This is a genomic window from Agriterribacter sp., assembly GCF_035445465.1.
Classification (GTDB): domain Bacteria; phylum Bacteroidota; class Bacteroidia; order Chitinophagales; family Chitinophagaceae; genus Agriterribacter.
On the sequence record NZ_DAOMQT010000011.1, the window covers coordinates 61,681 to 83,235 of the forward strand.

Annotated in this window: 18 protein-coding genes; 13 read left to right on the top strand and 5 right to left on the bottom strand. The window is 44.1% G+C overall.

Going from position 1 to position 21,555, the window contains the following annotated elements; translation table 11 throughout:
* Window positions 1-51: 51 nt before the first annotated feature.
* From PLE34_RS08095 to PLE34_RS08115, 5 genes are all read left to right on the top strand, one after another.
* Window positions 52-753 carry a succinate dehydrogenase cytochrome b subunit gene (locus PLE34_RS08095; RefSeq protein ID WP_324555728.1) on the top strand — a complete coding sequence of 234 codons (702 nt, stop codon included), beginning with the start codon at window positions 52-54 and terminating at the stop codon, window positions 751-753.
* A 131-nt stretch (window positions 754-884) separates the two neighbouring features.
* Window positions 885-2,861 carry a fumarate reductase/succinate dehydrogenase flavoprotein subunit gene (locus PLE34_RS08100; protein WP_324555730.1) on the top strand — a complete coding sequence of 659 codons (1,977 nt, stop codon included), beginning with the start codon at window positions 885-887 and terminating at the stop codon, window positions 2,859-2,861.
* 207 nt (window positions 2,862-3,068) lie between these two features.
* Window positions 3,069-3,833, top strand: a complete 765-nt coding sequence (locus PLE34_RS08105) for a succinate dehydrogenase/fumarate reductase iron-sulfur subunit (RefSeq protein WP_324555732.1) — start codon at window positions 3,069-3,071, stop codon at window positions 3,831-3,833.
* A 23-nt stretch (window positions 3,834-3,856) separates the two neighbouring features.
* Entirely contained in the window at window positions 3,857-4,756 is a 900-nt protein-coding gene (locus PLE34_RS08110; protein ID WP_324555734.1) for a 1-aminocyclopropane-1-carboxylate deaminase/D-cysteine desulfhydrase, read from the top strand.
* A gap of 66 nt (window positions 4,757-4,822) precedes the next feature.
* Window positions 4,823-5,656 (top strand): hypothetical protein, encoded by an 834-nt coding sequence (locus tag PLE34_RS08115; protein ID WP_324555736.1) that lies wholly within the window; start codon window positions 4,823-4,825, stop codon window positions 5,654-5,656.
* Window positions 5,657-5,660: 4 nt separating this feature from the next.
* Here PLE34_RS08115 and lipB read toward each other — a convergent pair whose 3' ends face one another.
* Window positions 5,661-6,407 carry a lipoyl(octanoyl) transferase LipB gene (gene lipB, locus PLE34_RS08120; RefSeq protein WP_324555738.1) on the bottom strand — a complete coding sequence of 249 codons (747 nt, stop codon included), beginning with the start codon at window positions 6,405-6,407 and terminating at the stop codon, window positions 5,661-5,663.
* Window positions 6,408-6,656: 249 nt separating this feature from the next.
* On the opposite strand from lipB, the gene PLE34_RS08125 reads away from it, so the two are divergent.
* Both PLE34_RS08125 and PLE34_RS08130 read left to right on the top strand, forming a co-directional pair.
* Window positions 6,657-7,802 (top strand): glycoside hydrolase family 5 protein, encoded by a 1,146-nt coding sequence (locus tag PLE34_RS08125; RefSeq protein ID WP_324555740.1) that lies wholly within the window; start codon window positions 6,657-6,659, stop codon window positions 7,800-7,802.
* Between the two features lie 100 nt (window positions 7,803-7,902).
* Entirely contained in the window at window positions 7,903-8,970 is a 1,068-nt protein-coding gene (locus tag PLE34_RS08130) for an RluA family pseudouridine synthase (protein WP_324555742.1), read from the top strand.
* Window positions 8,971-9,039: 69 nt separating this feature from the next.
* Here PLE34_RS08130 and PLE34_RS08135 read toward each other — a convergent pair whose 3' ends face one another.
* Window positions 9,040-9,420 (bottom strand): STAS domain-containing protein, encoded by a 381-nt coding sequence (locus PLE34_RS08135; RefSeq protein ID WP_324555744.1) that lies wholly within the window; start codon window positions 9,418-9,420, stop codon window positions 9,040-9,042.
* Between the two features lie 234 nt (window positions 9,421-9,654).
* On the opposite strand from PLE34_RS08135, the gene PLE34_RS08140 reads away from it, so the two are divergent.
* The 3 genes from PLE34_RS08140 (at window position 9,655) to PLE34_RS08150 (ending at window position 14,071) form a co-directional block, all read left to right on the top strand.
* A complete protein-coding gene (locus PLE34_RS08140; protein ID WP_324555746.1) occupies window positions 9,655-12,186 on the top strand; it encodes an ATP-dependent Clp protease ATP-binding subunit in 2,532 nt (843 codons plus the stop codon).
* Window positions 12,187-12,305: 119 nt separating this feature from the next.
* Window positions 12,306-12,983 (top strand): (d)CMP kinase, encoded by a 678-nt coding sequence (gene cmk, locus PLE34_RS08145; protein WP_324555748.1) that lies wholly within the window; start codon window positions 12,306-12,308, stop codon window positions 12,981-12,983.
* Window positions 12,984-12,994: 11 nt separating this feature from the next.
* On the top strand, window positions 12,995-14,071 hold the full coding sequence (locus PLE34_RS08150; protein ID WP_324555750.1) for an oxidoreductase: 1,077 nt from the start codon (window positions 12,995-12,997) through the stop codon (window positions 14,069-14,071).
* A gap of 211 nt (window positions 14,072-14,282) precedes the next feature.
* Here the strand turns inward: PLE34_RS08150 and PLE34_RS08155 are convergent, their stop codons facing one another.
* Entirely contained in the window at window positions 14,283-15,290 is a 1,008-nt protein-coding gene (locus PLE34_RS08155; protein WP_324555752.1) for a LuxE/PaaK family acyltransferase, read from the bottom strand.
* Window positions 15,291-15,325: 35 nt separating this feature from the next.
* Between PLE34_RS08155 and PLE34_RS08160 the strand changes: the two genes are divergently transcribed.
* Genes PLE34_RS08160 through PLE34_RS08170 form a run of 3 tightly spaced genes read left to right on the top strand, consistent with a single transcriptional unit; the run spans window position 15,326 to window position 17,792 of the window.
* Window positions 15,326-15,796 carry a hypothetical protein gene (locus tag PLE34_RS08160; protein WP_324555754.1) on the top strand — a complete coding sequence of 157 codons (471 nt, stop codon included), beginning with the start codon at window positions 15,326-15,328 and terminating at the stop codon, window positions 15,794-15,796.
* A 1-nt stretch (window position 15,797) separates the two neighbouring features.
* A complete protein-coding gene (locus PLE34_RS08165; protein ID WP_324555756.1) occupies window positions 15,798-16,655 on the top strand; it encodes a UbiA family prenyltransferase in 858 nt (285 codons plus the stop codon).
* A gap of 27 nt (window positions 16,656-16,682) precedes the next feature.
* Window positions 16,683-17,792, top strand: coding sequence for a M20/M25/M40 family metallo-hydrolase (locus PLE34_RS08170; protein WP_324555757.1), 1,110 nt, complete (start codon window positions 16,683-16,685; stop codon window positions 17,790-17,792).
* A gap of 2 nt (window positions 17,793-17,794) precedes the next feature.
* Here PLE34_RS08170 and PLE34_RS08175 read toward each other — a convergent pair whose 3' ends face one another.
* Window positions 17,795-18,787: a PhoH family protein gene (locus PLE34_RS08175; RefSeq protein WP_324555759.1), complete on the bottom strand. Its 993-nt coding sequence runs from the start codon at window positions 18,785-18,787 to the stop codon at window positions 17,795-17,797.
* 129 nt (window positions 18,788-18,916) lie between these two features.
* Window positions 18,917-21,424: a TonB-dependent receptor gene (locus PLE34_RS08180; protein WP_324555761.1), complete on the bottom strand. Its 2,508-nt coding sequence runs from the start codon at window positions 21,422-21,424 to the stop codon at window positions 18,917-18,919.
* Window positions 21,425-21,555: the final 131 nt, after the last annotated feature.

Below are 21,555 nucleotides of genomic sequence, written 5' to 3' on the forward strand. Positions count from 1 at the left end.
CTTTTGTATGCTATTTTTGTCCTACTTTTTTTCTAACCACTTCTTCTGAATATGACCTGGAAACAACTCTTCACTTCATCTGTAGGAAAAAAATTTGTAATGGCGCTTACAGGTGTTTCACTTATTGCATTTCTTGTGGTGCATGCTGGAATTAATGCCTGCATCTGGGCAAACGATGGCGGCGCCATGTTCAATAAAGCCGCTCATTTTATGGGAGCAACAGTAGTAATCCGCATTCTGGAAGTAGGATTATTTATCGGCATTATTTTACACATTGTACAGGGATTGATCCTGGAAGCACAAAACAGGAGCAGGCGCAGTATAGGTTACCAGGTTCCGCTGGGCAACCGCGGAAGCAAATGGTACAGCCGCAGCATGGGATTGCTGGGCACATTAATTTTGTTATTCCTGATCATGCATATCTATCATTTCTGGACGCCAAGCCGCCTGGGCGGTATCGGTAATATTCATGAGCTGGGTATTATTGCTTACGATGGAAAAGCATATCATAACCTGTATGGCGAAATGGTAATCGTATTTCAATCGCTTACGATAGTTATTTTATATGTGCTGGCCTGCATTTCCCTGGCTTACCATTTAATGCATGGATTTAACAGCGCTTTCAGAACGCTGGGCCTGCATAACCAACGCTATGTACGTATTGTGCATGCAACAGGCGTGGCATTTTCGGTAATTGTACCGCTGGCATTTGCCATGATGCCGGTGTCTGTATATCTGGGGTGGGTGAAATAGTGAAAAGTGGTAAGTGGAAAGGATTGGAGGATAAGGGAAGGGTGGAAAGCGGATAAATTGGGAGTGCTGATCCTTCACCTTTATTAATAACTGGAATAAATCTGGTAAAATCATCAACGTATTTACATATTATGTTGGATTCAAAAATACCCGCAGGACCGTTAGAGAACAAATGGAATGACTATAAAGGTCATGTAAAACTGGTTAACCCTGCCAATAAGCGTAAGCTGGAAGTTATTGTTATAGGAACGGGGCTGGCAGGCGCTTCGGCCGCCGCTTCCTTAGGTGAACTGGGATATCGTGTAAAAGCTTTTTGCTTCCAGGATTCCCCGCGCAGGGCGCACTCTATTGCGGCGCAGGGCGGCATCAACGCTGCTAAAAACTATCAGAATGACGGAGATTCTGTTTTCCGACTTTTTTACGATACGATAAAGGGAGGCGACTACCGCTCCCGTGAAGCCAATACACACCGGCTGGCGGAGGTAAGCGCCAATATTATTGACCAGTGTGTAGCGCAGGGGGTACCTTTTGCAAGAGAATACAGCGGGTTGCTCAATAACCGCTCATTTGGCGGCGTGCAGGTAAAAAGAACTTTTTATGCTGCCGGGCAAACCGGTCAGCAACTGCTGATAGGCGCCTACCAGGCGCTGGAACGGCAGGTTGCATTGGGAAATGTTACGATGTATGCCCGCCACGAAATGCTGGATGTGGTGGTCATAGACGGCAAAGCAAGGGGCGTCATTTGCCGTAATCTGGTTACAGGCGAACTGGAAAGACATTTCGGTCATGCCGTACTGTTATGCAGCGGCGGCTATGGCAACGTATTTTATTTATCTACCAACGCCATGGGCAGCAATGTTACCGCGGCATGGAAAGCGCATAAAAAGGGAGCGTTCTTCGCTAACCCCTGCTTCACTCAAATTCACCCTACCTGCATACCTGTTACCGGCGATCACCAGAGCAAGTTAACGCTCATGTCTGAATCGCTCCGTAACGACGGGCGGATATGGGTTCCCAAAAAACAGAACGATACGCGTAAAGCCAATGATATTCCCGAAGAAGAAAGGGACTATTATCTGGAGAGAAGATATCCGGCCTATGGCAACCTCGTACCCCGTGATGTGGCTTCACGCGCTGCAAAAGAAAGATGTGATGCCGGATACGGCGTAGGCACCACGAAGCAGGCGGTTTACCTGGATTTCCGTTACAATCTTATTAATAAATACGGGAGAGCCGAAGCAAGCAAGCACGGCATAGAAAACCCCGATGAAGCAACACTGGTGCGGCTCGGCAAGGAGGTAGTGAAAGAAGAATACGGTAATCTCTTTGATATGTATGAAAAGATCACCGGCGAAAATCCCTATGAAGTGCCTATGCGCATTTACCCTGCTGTGCATTATACGATGGGCGGGCTTTGGGTAGATTATGAGCTGATGACTTCTATTACCGGCTTATACGCATTGGGAGAAGCAAATTTCAGCGACCATGGCGCCAACCGCCTGGGCGCCTCAGCATTGATGCAGGGACTGGCAGACGGCTATTTCGTAATCCCCTACACTATCGGCAATTACCTGGCCAATGAAATTTCTGTAAAGCCCATCCCTACTACACATGAAGCATTTGAAGTGGCGGAAAACGCTGTAAAGGATCGTATCAGCAGCCTCATGCAAATTAAAGGAAAACAGTCGGTGGAGAGCTTTCATAAACGCCTGGGAAAGATCATGTGGGAAAAATGCGGCATGTCGCGCAACGAAAAAGGTTTGAATGAAGCAATAGAAGAAATAAGAGCGCTGAAAAAAGAATTCTGGAGCAACGTAAGGATACCCGGTGAAATCAATGAGATGAACCCCGAATTAGATAAAGCCAACCGCGTGGCGGATTTTATTGAACTGGGTGAACTCATCTGTATAGACGCATTAGAAAGAACAGAAAGCTGCGGAGGTCATTTTAGGGAAGAAAGCCAGACGGAAGAAGGAGAAGCCCTCCGCCATGATGACCAGTTCCTGTATGTAGCCGCCTGGGAATACAATGGAGAACATAATTGGAAACTGAATAAAGAGGAACTGGAATTTGAATTGGCCAAGCCAACGCAAAGGAACTATAAATAATAATTTGAAAATTTGAAAATGAGGCAATTTGAAAATTTGTTAATTTGATGATGTAATTCAAATTGCTAGCTTTTAAATTTTCAACAATGAGAAATGATAAACCCAATGTAAAATAATTTCTTCGGCAAAAGGAAAGATTCCAGGGTTTATGTGGGTATTTCTTTATGCATTTTCAAATTTTCAAATTTTCAAATTAGGGAATTAATTATGGATCACTATACCATGAACCTCACTTTAAAAGTGTGGAAACAAAAAAATCAAAGCGAAAGAGGACATTTTGAAACTTACCAGGTGAAGGATATTTCTTCGGAAATGTCGTTCCTTGAAATGTTCGACGTACTAAATGAAGCATTAGTTGAAGAAAACAGGGAGCCTATCGCCTTTGACCACGATTGCCGTGAGGGCATTTGCGGCATGTGCTCCATGTATATCAACGGTCGTCCGCACGGGCCGTGGCACGGTACCACTACCTGCCAGTTGCATATGCGGGCTTTTAAAGACGGCGACACCATTGTGGTAGAACCCTGGCGTGCCAATGCTTTCCCTGTAATTAAAGACCTGATCGTTGACCGGCATGCCTTCGACAGGATCATACAGGCAGGCGGCTACATTTCGGTTAACACGGGAAATGCGGTAGACGGCAATGCCATACCTGTTAAAAAAGAAAATGCCGATTCAGCCTTTGCCGCTGCTGCCTGCATAGGCTGCGGCGCCTGCGTGGCGGCCTGTAAAAACAGTTCCGCTATGCTTTTTGTATCTGCCAAAGTTGCGCACCTGTCTTTATTACCACAGGGCGAACCGGAGAAAAGAAACCGCGTACTTAATATGATAGAGCAAATGGATAAGGAAGGATTTGGTTCCTGCACCATGACGGAAGCCTGTGAAGCGGTTTGCCCCAAAGAAATTTCCGTAGATAATATTGCCAGGTTAAACGGGGAGTATCTTTCTGCCGCAGGCGCTATTGATAAATAGCCGCTGCCCGGTGCATGAAACATATGCAAACGAATAATATCTCCATAGACCCTGTTGAAAACGAAGCCACATTTCAAAAAAAAGTTCAGCTCGATATTCTCCGGCTCGATAAAATGCACCCCGTTGTTTCCGGCAACAAATGGTTCAAGCTGCAATACTATATACAGGATGCGCTGAGCAAAGGATTTCATTCATTGCTAACTTTTGGCGGGGCCTATTCCAACCATATAGCCGCTGCGGCATATGCTGCAAATGAATACAGACTTAAAACAGTTGGCGTTATCAGGGGGGAAGAACCGCAGCAATGGTCGCACACCCTGCAGGAAGCCGCCGCCAGCCATATGCAATTTGCTTTTTTACCCAGGAATGAATACGATGCTGTAAAAAGAAATGCCTGCTCCTCAAAGCTGGAGCAACAGTTTGGAAAAGTATACGTTATTCCTGAAGGAGGGTTTGGCCCATTAGGTATGCAGGGTGCAGCGAACATATTACGCATTACAGATACCAGTACCTATACGCATATTGTTGCGGCAGTTGGTACAGGCACAACAATATCCGGCATTATACAGGCAACAGGTGCTCATCAGCAAATTACCGGCATAAGCGCCATGAAGCATACTTTTAGCCTGAATGATGAAATCCAATCCTTATTAAACACGCCTTTGCCCGGCAGGTTTCGCCTGGTACATGATTATCATTTTGGAGGATACGCAAAATATACGCCCGCATTAACGGCATTCATGAATACATTTTACCATACAACAAACATTCCGTTGGATTTTGTTTACACGGCAAAAATGATGTATGGTATATTCGACCTGATGGGGAAAGATTTTTTTCCACCCTGGTCGCGTATCCTGGCCATTCACAGTGGCGGATTACAGGGCAACAGGTCGCTTAAACCCGGGGTTTTAGTATTTTAAATATATTAGTGTAGCATTATCTTTGCTGCGCTTATAGCGTTAATGCTTTTGACATACAACATAACTATGAAAATTGTTTTCCGGGTCATTATTTTTTGTGTGCTTATTTCGTACAGTTGTACCGTACAGGCGCAGGACACACTGCCCGGCTTTACAGTAGCCAACAGAAATGGCAAAGTTATTTTGAGCTGGGTAAACGATTTCCCTGTTATAAAACAACTGAGCATTCAGCGTTCTTCAGATAGCCTCAAAGGTTTTAAAACTATTTTAACACTGCCTGACCCTTCATCCGTTACGAACGGATTCCTTGACAACAATGCACCGGATACTTCCTCCTATTATAAATTATACATTCTGCTTGATGATGGAAAATACACCTTCAGCAAATCGCAAAAACCGCAAAAGTATCTGCCTGCCGTAGCAAAAAAAGAAAATATGCAGACGGTACGGGAAGAAGAAAGGGAAAACACGGGAAACACAATCATTCATACAAAAGCATCGGGCAGCAATGAAGCAGACGGAAACGGGGCTGCAGCTATAGAAGAAACATCGGAAAAGTCATACGAGGTACAATCTGCCGCCGCGGCTTCCGGTAAAAAAAGAAGCGATGGATTAAAAGCGCATACTGTTAATGCGGTAAAGCCTGAAACATTTACCCCTTCAGGATTTGTGTTTACCAACGCAGATGGCGATATTACTATCGTTTTACCCCCGGGAAAGCTAAGCAGCTTTACAATTAAATTTTATGAACAAAACGGGAATACATTATTCCAGATCAATACAATTAAAGAACACATTTTTACAGTAGATAAATCCAACTTTCTTCATGCGGGCTGGTTTGGTTTCGAATTATTTGAAGATGGAATGCTAAAGGAAAAAAACAAAGTGAGGGTTCCGTAAAATACTACCTTTCATTAACCAGCGCGCAATCGAACACCCGCTCAAAACAGCTTTTCAGGGTTGCTTTTACCGATGCTGTACCGGGGTTATATCCCAGCTCTTTTTCAAAAGAAGTTACCTGCTTGTTGGCAATACCGCAGGGAATAATATAATTAAAATAATCTAAGCTGGTATTTACATTTAATGCAAATCCATGCATGGTTACCCAGCGGCTGCAACGCACGCCCATAGCGCATATTTTTCTTTCCCGTCCTTTTACGGATGGCTCGATCCATACGCCTGTTTCACCGGGAGATCTTTCACCCTTTATTCCAAACTGTTGCAAGGCAAGAATGATCACTTCTTCGAGGTTACGGAGGTATTTACCAATGTCGGTATAATACTTCTCCAGGTCAATAATAGGATAACCTACTATTTGACCCGGACCATGAAAAGTAATATCGCCCCCCCTGTTGGTTTGATAATATTCAATACCTTTCTGGCGAAGGACGGCCTCGCTGATGAGCACATTTTCGGCATGGCCGCTTTTGCCTAAAGTATATACGGGGGGATGCTCGCACAAAAGCAAATGGTGCCGGGTATTGGCTATGGTTTCAAAAGCAGGCCCGTGCTGAGTAATATGCGCTAAATCTGAAGCATTGGTTTTAGCCAGTGCTTTTGCTTCCACATTCTTCTTCAGCAATGCCTCCTGGTAATTCCATGCGTCTTTATAGGCAATGGCGCCCATATCTTCAAAAAAAACCTCCTGCATGAGTGCAAAGTTATTTCATTTAACCCAATGCAAACGTTTCACTCCACCCGGGGTGCATTTCAAATTTTCGCAGGTGGGTGGTGACACCCACCTGTAGAACCCGCTACCGGTCGGTGTCTCACCGACCGGAAAGTTGTACATGGAGCGAAAAATTGAAATACGCCCTCCTCCTGGCTCTTTAAACCCGGCTTATACGCTATCTTAGACAATCATTCATATATTGATTCACATCAATTACAGTATTGCCATATGAACCGTAAGCATTTTATACAACATACCGGGGTTATTACTGCCGGACTGGCGCTTTCACAACTAAAAGCGTTTGCTTCATTACAGGAGCTTACAACAGTAAATAAGCTACCGCGCTGGAAGGGATTTAATTTACTTGATTTCTTTTCTCCCGGTCCCCATCCATCCCGCAACCCCACTACGGAAGAGCATTTTAAATGGATGCGCGACTGGGGGTTTGATTTTGTTCGTTTGCCTATCGCTTATCCTCATTACCTCAATATAAACCGCTCCAGGAATATTACGCCGGAAGAGGTGTACAGGATCAGTAATGAGGCCGTTGACAGGATAGATGCGCTGGTAACCATGGCGCATACTTACGGCATGCATGTAAGTCTTAATCTCCACCGGGCGCCGGGGTATTGTATTAACGCCGGCTTTCATGAGCCCTATAATTTATGGAAGGATGACGCGGCGCAGCAGGCGTTTTATTTTCACTGGAATATGTGGGCTAAGAAATACAAGAATATATCATCCCAAAAAATAAGTTTCGACCTGGTAAATGAGCCCAGCATGCGGGAAGATATGAATGACCAGCACTCCCGGTCGGGCCCCGTACCCGGCGATGTTTACCGGAAAGTAGCCAAAGGCGCAGCAGAAGCCATTCGTAAAGAAAATCCCGGGCACCTTGTTATTGCCGACGGCAACAATGTAGGCAATACGCCTATCCCGGAAATTAAAGACCTTAATATCGGGCAAAGCTGCAGGGGATATTTTCCCGGGGCCATCTCCCATTACAAAGCGCCATGGGCCAATAAAGACATTAATAATCTCCCCGAGCCCAAATGGCCGGGAGAAGTAGGCGGAAAACAGTTTAACAAAGCCATGCTGGAAAACTATTACAAGCCCTGGACCGATTTAATGCAGCAGGGCGTTGGCGTACATTGCGGTGAATGTGGCTGCTGGAACAAAACACCGCACGATGTGTTCATGGCTTGGTTCACCGATGTGCTCAGCATTCTTAAAGTGGGCAATATCGGTTTTGCGGTTTGGAATTTTATCGGCGATTTTGGTGTGCTCAACTCCGGGCGAACGGATGTAGCCTATGAAAACTGGTACGGGTATAAATTAGACAGGAAATTCCTTGACCTGATGCGCAGGCAATAAAACAGGCTTCCGGGCGCCATCCCCGCTATTTGCATATCACAAAACCCGCAATAGCGCTTAGTACCTGCCAACTGTTATCTTTGCGAAAAATAAGCAGGTAATGCAAAAAGAAGCGGAATGGGAAAATGAGCCGGAAGACGGCGATAACGGCGAATCGCGCTATGAGCGGATGGCCTTTACCGTAGACAAAGGGCAGGAACCCATCCGTATAGATAAATTCCTCATTAACCGGATGGAAGGCGGCACCAGGAGCAAATTGCAGCAAGGCATTGAAAAGGGTTTTGTACTGGTGAATAGCCAGCCGGTAAAATCCAATTACAAGGTACGGCCGGGGGATCACATCATTATGTATGCAGATACGGCTCCGGAACTAACGGAAATCATCCCGGAACAGCTTCCGCTCGACATCAGGTACGAAGACGATGATATCATCATTCTCCATAAACCAGCGGGCATGGTGGTGCATCCCGGTTCCGGTAATTACACCGGAACAATAGTGAACGGTATATCCTGGTATCTGCAACAACAAAAACCGGCACTTTCCGAATCCGAGCTTCCCCGCTTTGGGTTGGTACACCGTATAGATAAAAACACCACGGGATTACTTGTACTGGCTAAAAATGAAACAGCTTCCATGCGCCTGGCCGGCCAGTTTGCCGAACATACCGTGCACAGAAGGTATATTGCCCTGGTGTGGGGTGATTTTACAGACGACAGCGGAACGGTTGCCGTTCATGTTGGCCGCCACCAGCGCCACCGCAAAATGATGGATGTATTTCCGGAAGGCGAATATGGCAAAGAAGCCATCACCCATTACAGGGTACTGGAGCGCTTCGGCTACGTAAGTCTTATTGAATGCCGCTTAGAAACCGGGCGAACCCACCAGATCAGGGTACACATGAAATACATAGGTCACCCTTTATTTAATGATGAAACTTACGGGGGCGATAAAATTGTTAAGGGAACGGTTTTCACCAAATACAGGCAGTTCGTTGAAAATTGTTTCGCGCTTTGCCCGCGCCATGCCCTGCATGCTAAAACATTAGGGTTCATTCATCCCGCTTCAGGAAAGCAAATGCTTTTCGACAGTGAAATACCCGCCGATATGCAATCCGTCATCGAAAAATGGAGACGATATGTAGGAGCGAAAGGCATGGATGTAGAATAATCCGCAAGCAGCATTTGAATATTTATTTTTTACATATCAAACCGGCATAAGCGCCACGGAAAAACACCATCAGCTTTCTTCCCCTCCCAGCAACTCTCTCTCCACCTCTTCCATTTGCACAATATCCCATGCTTCGCTTTCGGTTGGGGTTATATTGAGCAAATCGAACCAATCCTGCTTTTTAAGCATTTCCTTTACAGCCGGCTGTATTTCACATACTACAAACGACTGACCGGCATTATAGCACTGCTGCTGCTGCCTTAAAAGAAATTCGGCCGCCGGCAATTCCACATTTTGAACAGCTTTCAAATTCAGAATGATATGTTTAACATCATTTTGTGTAACTTCAATAAACAATTCACGTAGTTTATCTGTCATATTAGCAGAGAATCGAGATTCATTGAGCGATATGACATGAAATTTTTCCTTGGTATCTATTTTGAAGTTCATGATTGAGTTCTTTTGATAGATTGATTTTTACAGGTAAAGTTTACCGCTTTTCAATGCTTTATCTGAATACGTAAAAGTGTGTTTTATCGAACGCATACATTCCAGTTCTGGAAGACAATAAATATGCCGTAACGCCCTCTAACACAATAATTCACACACCTGCAATGTTCTATTAATCATTAGAAGTCAAAATTATTAGTTATTATTGTATCGATCACTATTAAATTCTATTACATGGATAATAATTTTTCTACCCAGGTAAAAGAAATTATCTCATTCAGCAGGGAAGAAGCACTGAGGTTGGGAAATGATTTCATTGGAACAGAGCATCTGTTGCTGGGGTTGATCAGGGAAGGGGAAAATATGGCGGTGAAGATACTCAAGAATCTTAACGTTGACCTCTATGAGCTGCGTAAAGAAGTAGAGTTGGCAGTAAAAGATAAAACAGGAAAAAACATTGCCAATATTAACAGTTTACCCCTCACCAAACAGGCCGAGAAAGTAATCCGGGTTACCGTGCTGGAAGCCAAGGCGCTTAAAAGCCCTACCGTGGAAACGGAACACCTGATGCTTTCCATTTTGAAGAACAAAGAAAATATTGCTACACAAATTTTAAATCAGTTTGACGTGGACTACGACCTTTTCAGAAATGAGCTGGGCATGGTCAAAAGCAATGATGTGCGCAGCGAATATACCGATGATGCTGATGACGACTTTGATGACGAAAAGAAAAGTTACCAGCAGAAGTCGAAAGCACAGGCGGCAAATACCAAAAGCAAAACGCCTGTACTGGATAATTTCGGCCGCGATATTACCCGGCTTGCCGAAATGGGTACTTTAGACCCTATCGTTGGCCGTGAGGAAGAAATAGAAAGGGTATCGCAGATATTGTCGCGCCGCAAAAAGAACAATCCTATCCTCATCGGTGAGCCCGGTGTTGGTAAAACCGCTATCGTGGAGGGACTGGCGTTGCGCATTGTGCAAAGAAAAGTTTCCAGGGTATTGTTTGATAAACGCGTGGTTTCGCTCGACCTGGCCGCATTAGTGGCAGGCACCAAATACCGTGGACAGTTTGAGGAAAGGATGAAAGCCATCATGAATGAGCTGGAGAAAAACAGGGATGTTATTCTCTTTATTGATGAAATTCATACCATAGTGGGTGCAGGCGGAGCCAGTGGTTCCTTAGATGCTTCCAACATATTTAAGCCCGCGTTAGCGCGTGGTGAACTGCAGTGCATTGGCGCTTCAACGCTCGATGAATACCGCATGTATATTGAAAAAGATGGCGCCTTAGACCGCCGGTTCCAGAAAGTGCTGGTAGAGCCGCCAAGCGTGGAGGAAACCATACAGATATTGCAGAACATTAAATCCAAATACGAAGATTTCCATAACGTAACATATGCGGAAGACGCTATTGACGCCTGTGTAAAGCTGAGCGACCGCTATGTTACCGACAGGCTTTTGCCCGACAAGGCCATTGACGTGATGGATGAAGTAGGGGCAAGAGTGCACCTGAAGAATATTAATGTTCCCAACGAAATAGTAGAGCTGGAAAAAAAGATAGAAGACATCAAGCAGGAAAAGAACAAGGTAGTAAAAAGCCAGCGTTTTGAGGAAGCCGCATCACTGCGCGACAACGAAAAAAGGCTGCAGGAAGACCTGGAAAAAGCAAAGGCTCAGTGGGAGGAAGAAAGCAAGCACAAACGTTACCCGATAGACGAAGAAGCCATAGCGGAAGTGGTGAGCATGATGACCGGCATTCCCGTAAAAAGAATGGTGCAGGCAGAAACAGACAAGCTCCGCCGCATGGCAGAAGACCTGGCAGGAGCAGTGGTAGGACAGGATGAGGCGATTCAAAAAGTTGTAAAGGCCATACAGCGTAACCGGGTAGGTTTAAAAGATCCTAAGAAACCCATAGGCACGTTCATTTTCCTTGGTCCCACAGGTGTAGGGAAAACAGAGCTTGCCCGTTCCCTGGCAAGATATATGTTTGACTCGGACGATGCGCTGATCCGTATTGACATGAGCGAATACATGGAGAAGTTTACCGTAAGCCGTTTAATTGGCGCCCCTCCGGGATACGTAGGTTATGAAGAAGGCGGACAATTAACCGAAAAAGTACGCCGCAAACCTTACTCCGTTGTGTTGCTGGATGAAATTGAAAAAGCACACCCCGATATCTATAATATTTTATTACAGGTATTAGATGACGGGCAGTTAACGGATGGACTGGGCAGGAAAGTGGATTTTAAGAACTCACTGATCATCATGACTTCCAATATTGGCGCGCGTCAATTGAAGGACTTCGGTGAGGGTGTTGGTTTTGCAACGGCAGCACGGCAGTTAAATTCGGATGAGAATAATAAAGCTGTGATTGAAAAAGCACTGAAACGTACATTTAGCCCTGAATTTCTAAACAGGATAGATGATGTGATGATCTTTAATTCGCTCAGCAAAGACGACATCTTCCAGATCATTGATATTTTAATGAAGGGCGTTATGAAACGTTTAAGCTCGCTTGGATTTTCATTAGAACTTACCCTGGATGCTAAAAACTTCATAGCGGAAAAGGGATACGACCAGCAGTTTGGCGCACGTCCGCTGCACCGGGCTATTCAAAAATACCTGGAAGATCCTTTGGCGGAAGAAATACTCAATACAAATGTAAAAGCGGGTGATATACTGATTGCCGATCTGGACAAGGAAAAATCTTTACTGAAATTTACCTTAAAGGAAGAAAGCAGGAAAGAAAAATCAGAAGCTTAATACATCATAAAAACAAGAAAATGCCAGCCTGCAGAGGTTGGCATTTTTTTATGCAATACTGAAAAACTGCCGCTTCCGTTCTTCTTTTTCATGCAGTATATATAATTTGCACTGTTTTAATGATGAAAAAAATTATTATTACCATAGACGGGTGGTCTTCCTGCGGAAAAAGCACATTAGCCAAACAACTGGCCAAGGCGCTCCGTTACGTGTATGTAGACAGCGGCGCCATGTACCGCGCCATTACCTTATATTTTTTGCGGAACATGGTAGACTGGACAAAAGAAAAACAGGTTAATGAAGCCCTGGAAAATATTGAGCTGGACTTCAGACCTAATGAAAAAAGCGGGGAAACGGAAATATACCTTAACGGGGAAAATGTAGAATATGTTATCCGCGATCTGATCATAGCAGAAAAAGTGAGTGAAGTGGCAACCATTAAAGCAGTGAGAACATTTGCCGTGGCACAGCAAAGAAAAATGGGAGAAAAAAAAGGCATAGTAATGGACGGCAGGGATATTGGCACCGTTGTTTTTCCTGAAGCGGAGCTAAAAATATTTATGACCGCTGATAATGCCATACGGGTAGAAAGGCGGTTCCGGGAGCTGTACGCCCAAAACCCCAATATTACTATTGAAGAAGTAAAGAACAACCTCGAGATGCGGGATTATATTGACTCGCACCGCGCAATAAGCCCTTTGCGAAAAGCGGAAGACGCGGTAGTGCTCGATAATTCCAATATCACCCCCGAACAACAATTAGAGCTGGCGCTCGGCTTTGTAAAGCAAAAAATATAAACAGGTACCCCATGGTTCAAAAAAAAATACGCGTGGCCGTAGTTGGATTCGGCATTTCCGCCAAAGTATTTCATCTTCCTTTTATTGATGCACTGACTGATAAATATGAGCTGGTAAGCATATTGCAAAGGAAGGGAAATGAAGCACATGAAAAATATCCCTCCGTAAAAATAGCAAGAGATATAGACGAGCTGGTTGCTGATCCTGAAATTGATTTGATTGTAATTACCACGCCCAACGATACCCATTTCCCCTATGCAAAAAAAGCGCTGGAAGCCGGTAAGCATGTAGTGCTGGAAAAACCATTTACCAATACCACCGAAGAAGCCAGGCAACTGGTAAATATAGCTGCAGGTTCAGGAAAAGTGCTGAGCGTATACCAAAACCGCAGGTATGTGAGCGACTTTCGTACCATGAAAGCCATTATAGACAAAAAACTGCTGGGTGATATACATGAATTTGAAGCGCATTACGATCGCTACCGTATGGAGGCGCGTCCAACAGCATGGAGAGAAGCGCCATTGCCGGGGAGTGGTATATTATACGACCTTGGCGCGCACATCATTGACCAGGCGCTGTATTTCTTTGGTATGCCCGCTTCCGTTACAGCCGATATCCGAATGCAACGCCCGCATGCAAAGGTGGATGATTATTTTAACCTGTGGCTCAACTACCGCTTTACCAAAGTGATCCTTCACGCCGGTATGCTGGTAAGAGAGCCCGGACCCCGGTATATGATACAGGGCACTTTGGGCTCATTTATTAAATATGGCGAAGATCCCCAGGAAGCCAGGCTCAGGGCGGGGGAACTACCCGTTGGTGAAGACTGGGGGCAGGAGCCGGAAGCAATGTTTGGGCTGATCCATACTGAAAAAGATGGAAAAATAATAAAGGAAAAATACCCTTCACTGAAAGGCAGCTACGCAGATTATTATAATGAATTGTATGCAAGCATAACAAACGGGCAGCCGGTAAAAGAAAAACCCGAGCATGGCTATAATATCATCCGCATTATTGAGCTGGCCATACAAAGCAACTACGAAAAAAGGACAATTGACTGCACCGGGCTGATGGATGTTGGATATTGAAAGAAGAACCAAAAGCCAAATAACAAAAGTCAAATAAAGCCTGTCCATCGTGGCAGATTCAAGTATTAAATCCGAAGCAGGAATTTCGAAATTCGAAGCGAAAATGACAATCAAAAGCAATAAACCACAAATCATAAAATCCGAAGTCGTAAATCCTAATCTGAAACGGCTTCCATTTTCAAATTTTCAAATTCCCACATTTTCAAATTATTCAAACTGCCATCAAACTGCACCCTCTTATATCACTATTATCTATACGCCCCAGTATTTCAAAGCTACCATCGGGATATAGTTTTCCTGCATCATCTGTAGCAATAAAAGAACAGGAATAGATATTGGCAAGGTCAATAATATTAACCACGCCGTTTGTTCCTTTGCCCGACGGGCTTAGTATTTCCAGCGGATCGTCTTCATTCCGGAGCAGCACTTTCATCCACGGGGGAGAGCGGAACATGCCATCTCCTTTGGAATAAGATTGCGACAATAGCTCGGTCATCCCATATTCTGAATGAATACACGGCAAATGAAACGCAGTTTTCAGCAGGCTATGCACTTCCTGCCTGGTCATTTCTGTTTTGCGGCCTTTCATACCCCCGGTTTCCATTACTATAGTATGCTTTAGCGGCATAGGATATTTTTCCGCAAAATCAAGCAATGCAAATGTTACGCCTATCAGCAGGGTTTTTTGCTGCTGCCGCTCTAATTGCTGCAAATGATCAGCCAACTGGTCGTATTCATATAAATAAAAGCCGCTTCTGTAATGTTTGCTTTGCCTGATCAGTTCATCCACCATCATTACCAGCGATGAATTTTGCCGCTCTAAGTAGGAAGGCAGTAAGCCAATAATACACCAGCCTTCAGGATCACCATAAAATTGCGCAAACCCTTTTAAAAAGCTCTCCGTATATATAGCAATATCTTTTACATAATGTTTGCTATTGATAGTTTGGGTTGTTCCGCTGCTCTCAAAGATCATTTGAGGCTCAAATGGGGTGGATTGAACGCGATGGGTTTTAAAAAAGCTGACCGGCAGGAAAGGGATCTGTACGACCCCTTCAACCTGCCCGGGATCAACCCCCAATGCATCTGCAAACTGCCGGTAAATACTGTTATTTTCATACTGGAAACGGAAGATATCAATAGCCAGGCTATCGAAGTCTGAAATGTTAAAATCAAATATTCGTTTGGCGGTATCGTTATATGGAGAGGGTTTATTCAAAGGGAATATTTACATTTGTTTTAATGAACAGGTATATGAGAATAAGTTTTGCAATATGCTTTATCATCTTTTTTACAGCTTCATGCGGCAAAGATAAGTTTAGCGACAAACCTATACTTAAATTTAAATCGGTAAGTCCCGGCCCCGTTGTCCCCGCCGGTTCTACTTTGACATTTACTTTTGAATATACTGATGCACAGGGCGACCTGTCGGATGTGCCGGTTTGTATTGAGAAGTTATCTTCCTTATCTCCCTGTTTTAATCCGGGACTTGACCCATCATTTCTGGATACTACCTTTTTTAGAATAGCGGATAATTTACCTCCTTCGGCTAATCAAAAAGGAGAGCTGATCATTACGTTAACCCCTATTCAATATGCGGGAGATAAAAGATGCAATGATTCCCAGGAGTCCGAGGACGCCGTTTTCAAATTCTGGCTCACCGACCTTGCTGGTAACCACAGCGATACCCTGGTGCTGGAACCCCTCACTATTCTAAAACAATAACTTGCCTGCAATTGCCGTAAATGTGCGCACCCTGTTTCGTTTTTTTATAAATACCAACCTGTATATCTCTTTTTGCGCTGTACTAATGGTAGAACAAACCAATCAATTGTTCTTTCTGACGTACGACAGCACTGTTTTTTACCTGTTTGTTTTTTTCGCCACTTTATGCAGCTATAATTTTCACTGGTTCCTTACTCCTCTTATGCCTTCAGCTTCTCCCCGCATTGCATGGAACCACCGTTACCGCATGCTGCTGCTCTGCATTTATATTGCTGCGCTGCTGCTTTCGCTTTATTTTGCCTGGCAGCTAAGAGATCACTGGCTGCCGCTAAGCATTGGCGTTTTTGCTACCTTTTTATACAGCGCACCAAAAATACCGCATAAATATTTTTCGCTGCTTTCCAAAATAGCCATAGGCAAAACCCTTTTCCTCACGTTTGTATGGATGTATGTTACTACGGCATTACCTGTGCTGGTAGCCGGTGCCGGTTGGACAACCCAACATACGCTTTTTTGCATCAGCCGTTTTTGCCTGATATATGCTATTTGCATTTTATTCGACTACCGCGACAGGGATGCAGACCGGGCACAGGGTGTTAAAAGTATGATCACCTGGATGAGTGAGAAAAAAATATTACTGATTTTCCTGATCTCCCTGGCACTGTTCGTAATGAGCACATTGGCATTGTATGGAAAATCATTCTCTATCTTTACCATTATCCTGCTACTTATACCGGGAGGCATTGTACTGGGTTTATATAATTATGCCAGGAAACATTTCAACGATTACCTGTATTATTTTGTGCTCGACGGGTTAATGGTGTTTTCTTCGCTTTTAACCCTGTTGTTCAGGATTTAACTATTTTTGACACTAATTCAATTGATAATGGCAAAAACTACAAAGGCAAAGCAAAAATCTATAGTAAACGACAGTTCCCTTCTTTTTCTTAAGAATTATTTGAATAATGCCTCACCCACCGGCTTCGAAAGCAGCGGGCAAAAGCTATGGCTTAACTACATTAAGCCTTATATTGATACGCATTTTGTTGACCCCTACGGTACAGCGGTAGGCGTGATCAACCCTGATGAAAAATTTAAAGTGGTGATAGAAGCACATGCAGACGAGATCAGCTGGTTTGTAAATTATATTACCAACGACGGGCTGATTTACCTGAAACGCAATGGCGGCGTGGATCACCAGATCGCCCCGGGGAAAAGGGTTATCATCCAGGGAAAAAAGGGATTGGTAAAAGCGGTGTTTGGATGGCCGGCTATACATACCCGTATGGGCGGAGGCGAAAAAGAAACACAGCCCAAGGTGGATAATCTTTTCCTGGATTGTGGCGCCAGGAATAAAAAAGAAGTAGAAGCTTTAGGCATTCATATTGGCGCTGTAGCTACTTACGAAGAGGGGTTTGATGAGCTGGCTTACGGCTATTACATTGGCAGGGCTATGGATAACCGTATAGGCGGCTTTATGATTGCCGAAGTGGCCCGCCTGCTGAAAGAAAACAGGAAAAAAATACCCTTCGGTTTATATATTGTAAATGCCGTACAGGAAGAGATTGGATTAAGAGGTGCGGAAATGATAGCCCGAAGGATAAAACCCGACGTGGCAGTTATTACAGATGTAACGCACGACACTACTACGCCTATGATCAATAAAATGATTGAGGGAGATGTTGCCTGCGGAAAGGGACCCTCGCTCGCTTATGGTCCCGCGGTTCACAACAAATTATTAGAGGTGGTGCAAAAGGTGGCGCAAGACAAAAAAATACCCGTTCAGTTGCGTGCGGTAAGCCGCAGTACCGGAACGGATACCGAATCATTTGCATATGCCAATGATGGCTGTCCTTCTGTGCTCATTTCCATACCGCTGCGCTATATGCATACTACAGTAGAAATGTTACACAAAGATGATATAGAAAATACAATCAGGCTCATATATGAAACCCTGCTTACTTTAACGCCTAAAACAAAGCTGAATTATTTTTAGGATCAGTTATTGCCATCACGTTCTTTATTCAAATTTTGCAACCGTTCATGATCCCTGTCGTATGCTTTAATGATAGCCTTAACCAGGCGGTGGCGCACCACATCATCTTCATCAAGCTCAATATGCGTAATGCCGTCAATATTCTTTAATATACGGGTAGCTTTTTCCAGTCCGCTGCGCTGGTGCTTGGGAAGATCTACCTGTGTAATATCTCCCGTAATAATAGCCTTTGCATTGGCGCCTATACGCGTTAAAAACATTTTGATCTGCAGGTCGGTAGCGTTCTGGGCCTCATCCAAAATAATAAACGCGTTATCCAGCGTACGACCCCGCATATATGCCAGTGGCGCTATTTCAATTACACGGGTGCTCATATAGTAACCCAGCTTATCGGCAGGTATCATATCGTCTAACGCATCGTATAACGGGCGGAGATAAGGATCAATTTTTTCTTTCAGATCACCAGGCAAAAAACCCAGGCTTTCCCCGGCTTCCACAGCCGGCCGGGTAAGAATGATCTTCTTCACCGATTTATTCTTCAAAGCCCTCACCGCCAATGCTACAGCGGTATAAGTTTTGCCAGTTCCGGCAGGACCAATAGCAAATACAATATCATTTTTATCAACTGCCGTTACCATCCGCTTCTGATTTGGCGTTCTGGCTCTTACACTTTTACCATTAGGACCAAACACCAGTATGTCGTTACTGTTGCGCTCTACAAAATGATCTACGGTTTCCGCATCGTCGCCACCCAGTATCTGCTCAAAATAATTTTCACTTACATGCCCGTTACGTTCAAGATATTGAATAAGCAATACGATCTTTTCCTTTGCCGATTCAATCTGTTCGGGGGCGCCGCTGAGCTTAATTTGTGTACCGCGGCTGAGAATTTTTAAAAGGGGGAATTTCTTTTTAAGAAGATCAAGCTTGCCATTGTTAACGCCAAAAAATTCAATAGGGTTAACGGTTTCCAGGTTAATGATTGTTTCTGTCAATTCAGTTCTTTTTATTTTTCACAAATAGTCGTTCAAAAATTACAGACTACCCTTTTCCATTATATCCAAATTTAAGGATTAGCGGTATATAAAATACAAAATTACTTATACACATTTGTGAAGACTTTTTTAAAACCTTGCCAGCATTTTAAAATTGAATAATCTTGGCGTTAACCGGTTAGGGATAGCATATACCGCATTGGAAAAATCTTTGATCAGCATGTAGGATATGGTATTGTCGCGGTCGAGCAGGTTAAACACTTCAAGGCTTGCCCATATATTATCGAATTTCCGGAAAGGATTATGACTTCTGCGGTTACTTTTGTCGCTGCTTAATAATAAAGCGCTAAAACCAATATCAACCCGCATATACGGATCAATAATTAACCCGTTCCGGTAGCGCACACTTCCGGGGATATTATAAGGCATATTGCTTCCGTAAATCATATTTAAATGCACCTTAAAATTCTTGTTGGTGCTTAAATAATCCTGGAAGAACATCCCAAAAGTAACCAGCCGGTCTGTGGGACGCCGCATCCATCCTTTATCAAAACGAACGCTGTCGGCAATTACCTGGTCATCGGTTTGCGCGGTTATCAACTCACCACCCGCATTTTTATACCGGTAATAATGAAAGTCGTTTATTTTTTCCATGCTGCGCATTAGTCCTATACTAACCCAGCTTTCCGCGTCTTTAACCAGTTCACTGAACAGGCGCAGCTCAATGCCCGTTGCATACGCTTTAGCGCTGTTATCGCCAAAATAACGGATCCGTACATTATCTATATCATAAGGATCAACATGATTTAGATGTTTATAATAAGTTTCTATTGTCATTCGTGAAGGGCGTTCCCATAATGTAAAATTATGGTCGGCGCCTGCTACTACCTGCCAGCTTCGTTGTGCTTTTACCGCTGTATTTACGGAGCCGTTGTACTTTCTCAGCTCCCTGTAAAATGGCGGCTGATCATAAGCGCCCGCCGCCAGCCTCAACACCCAGTCTTTATCTGTATCGGGCATCCACGACATTTGTAAACGCGGCGACAACAGGAACTCCTTGTTCAGCTCATTATAATTAAACCGTATGCCGCCCTGCACCGTAATATGCGATGCGGCGCCAAATGATATATTATCCTGTATATAACCCGAAAGCTTATTCACATCAAGATCGGTTGCTGATTTTCTTACAGTATACAATTGCAACTGCGCAGCCTGGTAAGGGAGGGTATAGCCTGCGGAATCCTGTGCTTCCCATTCGCTCAGCCGGTCAGTGATCAGTGTCTTTTCTGCACTTACACCCCATTGAACAAAATGCTTTTTATTATCCCACCCGCCTTTATGAGATATATTCCAGTTTTCTATAGCTAATGTGTTCCTGGCATGGTTGATAAATACCCCCGCACCCAGCGGGTTAATAATAGATCCAAAATCGGGTTGTGACTTATCAAAACTTCTTTCCCCAAACAAATACGCGCCGGTAATATCGTAGGCTTCCTGCTCCCTGTTTTCAAACCGGCTCAGCATCCACTTCAGTTTCAGTTTTTTGTTTACCTGCCGTACTACGCTTAGCCCAAGCATATTGGTCAGATACCTGTCCTGCTCCTTGCCGTCAAAATAAATATCAAGCCCAAGATTAGCGCTAAATAAAGGGGAAAGAACAGATGAAGTGAGTTTTGCTTCCTCAGGTATAAGCGTGAATTTTGTGCCCGACAAATTGCCGAGTAATTCTAATTGCCACTTACTGTTTATCTGGTAAGTAAACAAAGCCTGAATATCGGACGAAGAAGGAATATAATTACCTTTTGTTTCCTGTGTGCCCAGCAGGTTCCTGTTCGACCGGTTGCGTACTCCCACTAAATAGCTGAACTTTTCATTTCGCGAAACGCCCTCCACATGAAAGCCCTGTTCTAATAAGCTTATATAGGCAGATCCTGCAAAGCTTTTGGGCTTTTTATACTGAATATCAAGCACACTGCTCATTTTGTCTCCATACTTTGCCTGGAAGCCGCCATTGTAAAAGCTGAGACCACCGGTAAGCTCAGGGTTTATAAAGCTTAATCCTTCCTGCTGGCCGCTGCGTACCAAGTAAGGCCTGAAAATTTCAAAGTCATTTACATACACCAGGTTTTCATCATAATTACCTCCCCTCACCGTATACTGTGACGTAAGCTCATTATTGCTTCCTACAAATATTTTGATCAGGCTTTCCACGCCGCCGGTAGCAGAAGGAATGGTGAGCGCATGCTTTGGGTTAAGCCGTATGAGACCGGTTTCCGTTCTTTCCCTATCATCTTTCACAATTACTTCCTGCAGCATTTTGGAACTGCTTTCCAAACGGATTACAACCTTTTCGTGCTCGTTTTCACTGAGATAAAAACTACGCTGAACCGTATGGAAACCAGTGGAGGAAAAGGTGAGCGCTATGGCTTTTCCGGCAGGTACTTTTATAGAGAAGCTACCCGAATCGGAGGTTAATACCCCTGTTTGACTGCCTGAGACAGTGACCGTTACCTTAGCTAATGGTCTTTCCGCTGCATCTACCACTTTACCGGAAACAACAGCAGCTTTTTGTTGTGCCTGCAGCATAGAAGATATCAGCATACAAAACGCGACAAATAATGTTCTGGTAGCAGGCATCAGCAAATTAACTGGTTTAACAGGACAATATTACATAAATCATCATGATTATGGAATTCGTTCGTTTTAGCAAACAATAGTGTTAACGGTAGAGCGATCAAATCATTATTAATTGTTCCTGTAACTTTTGC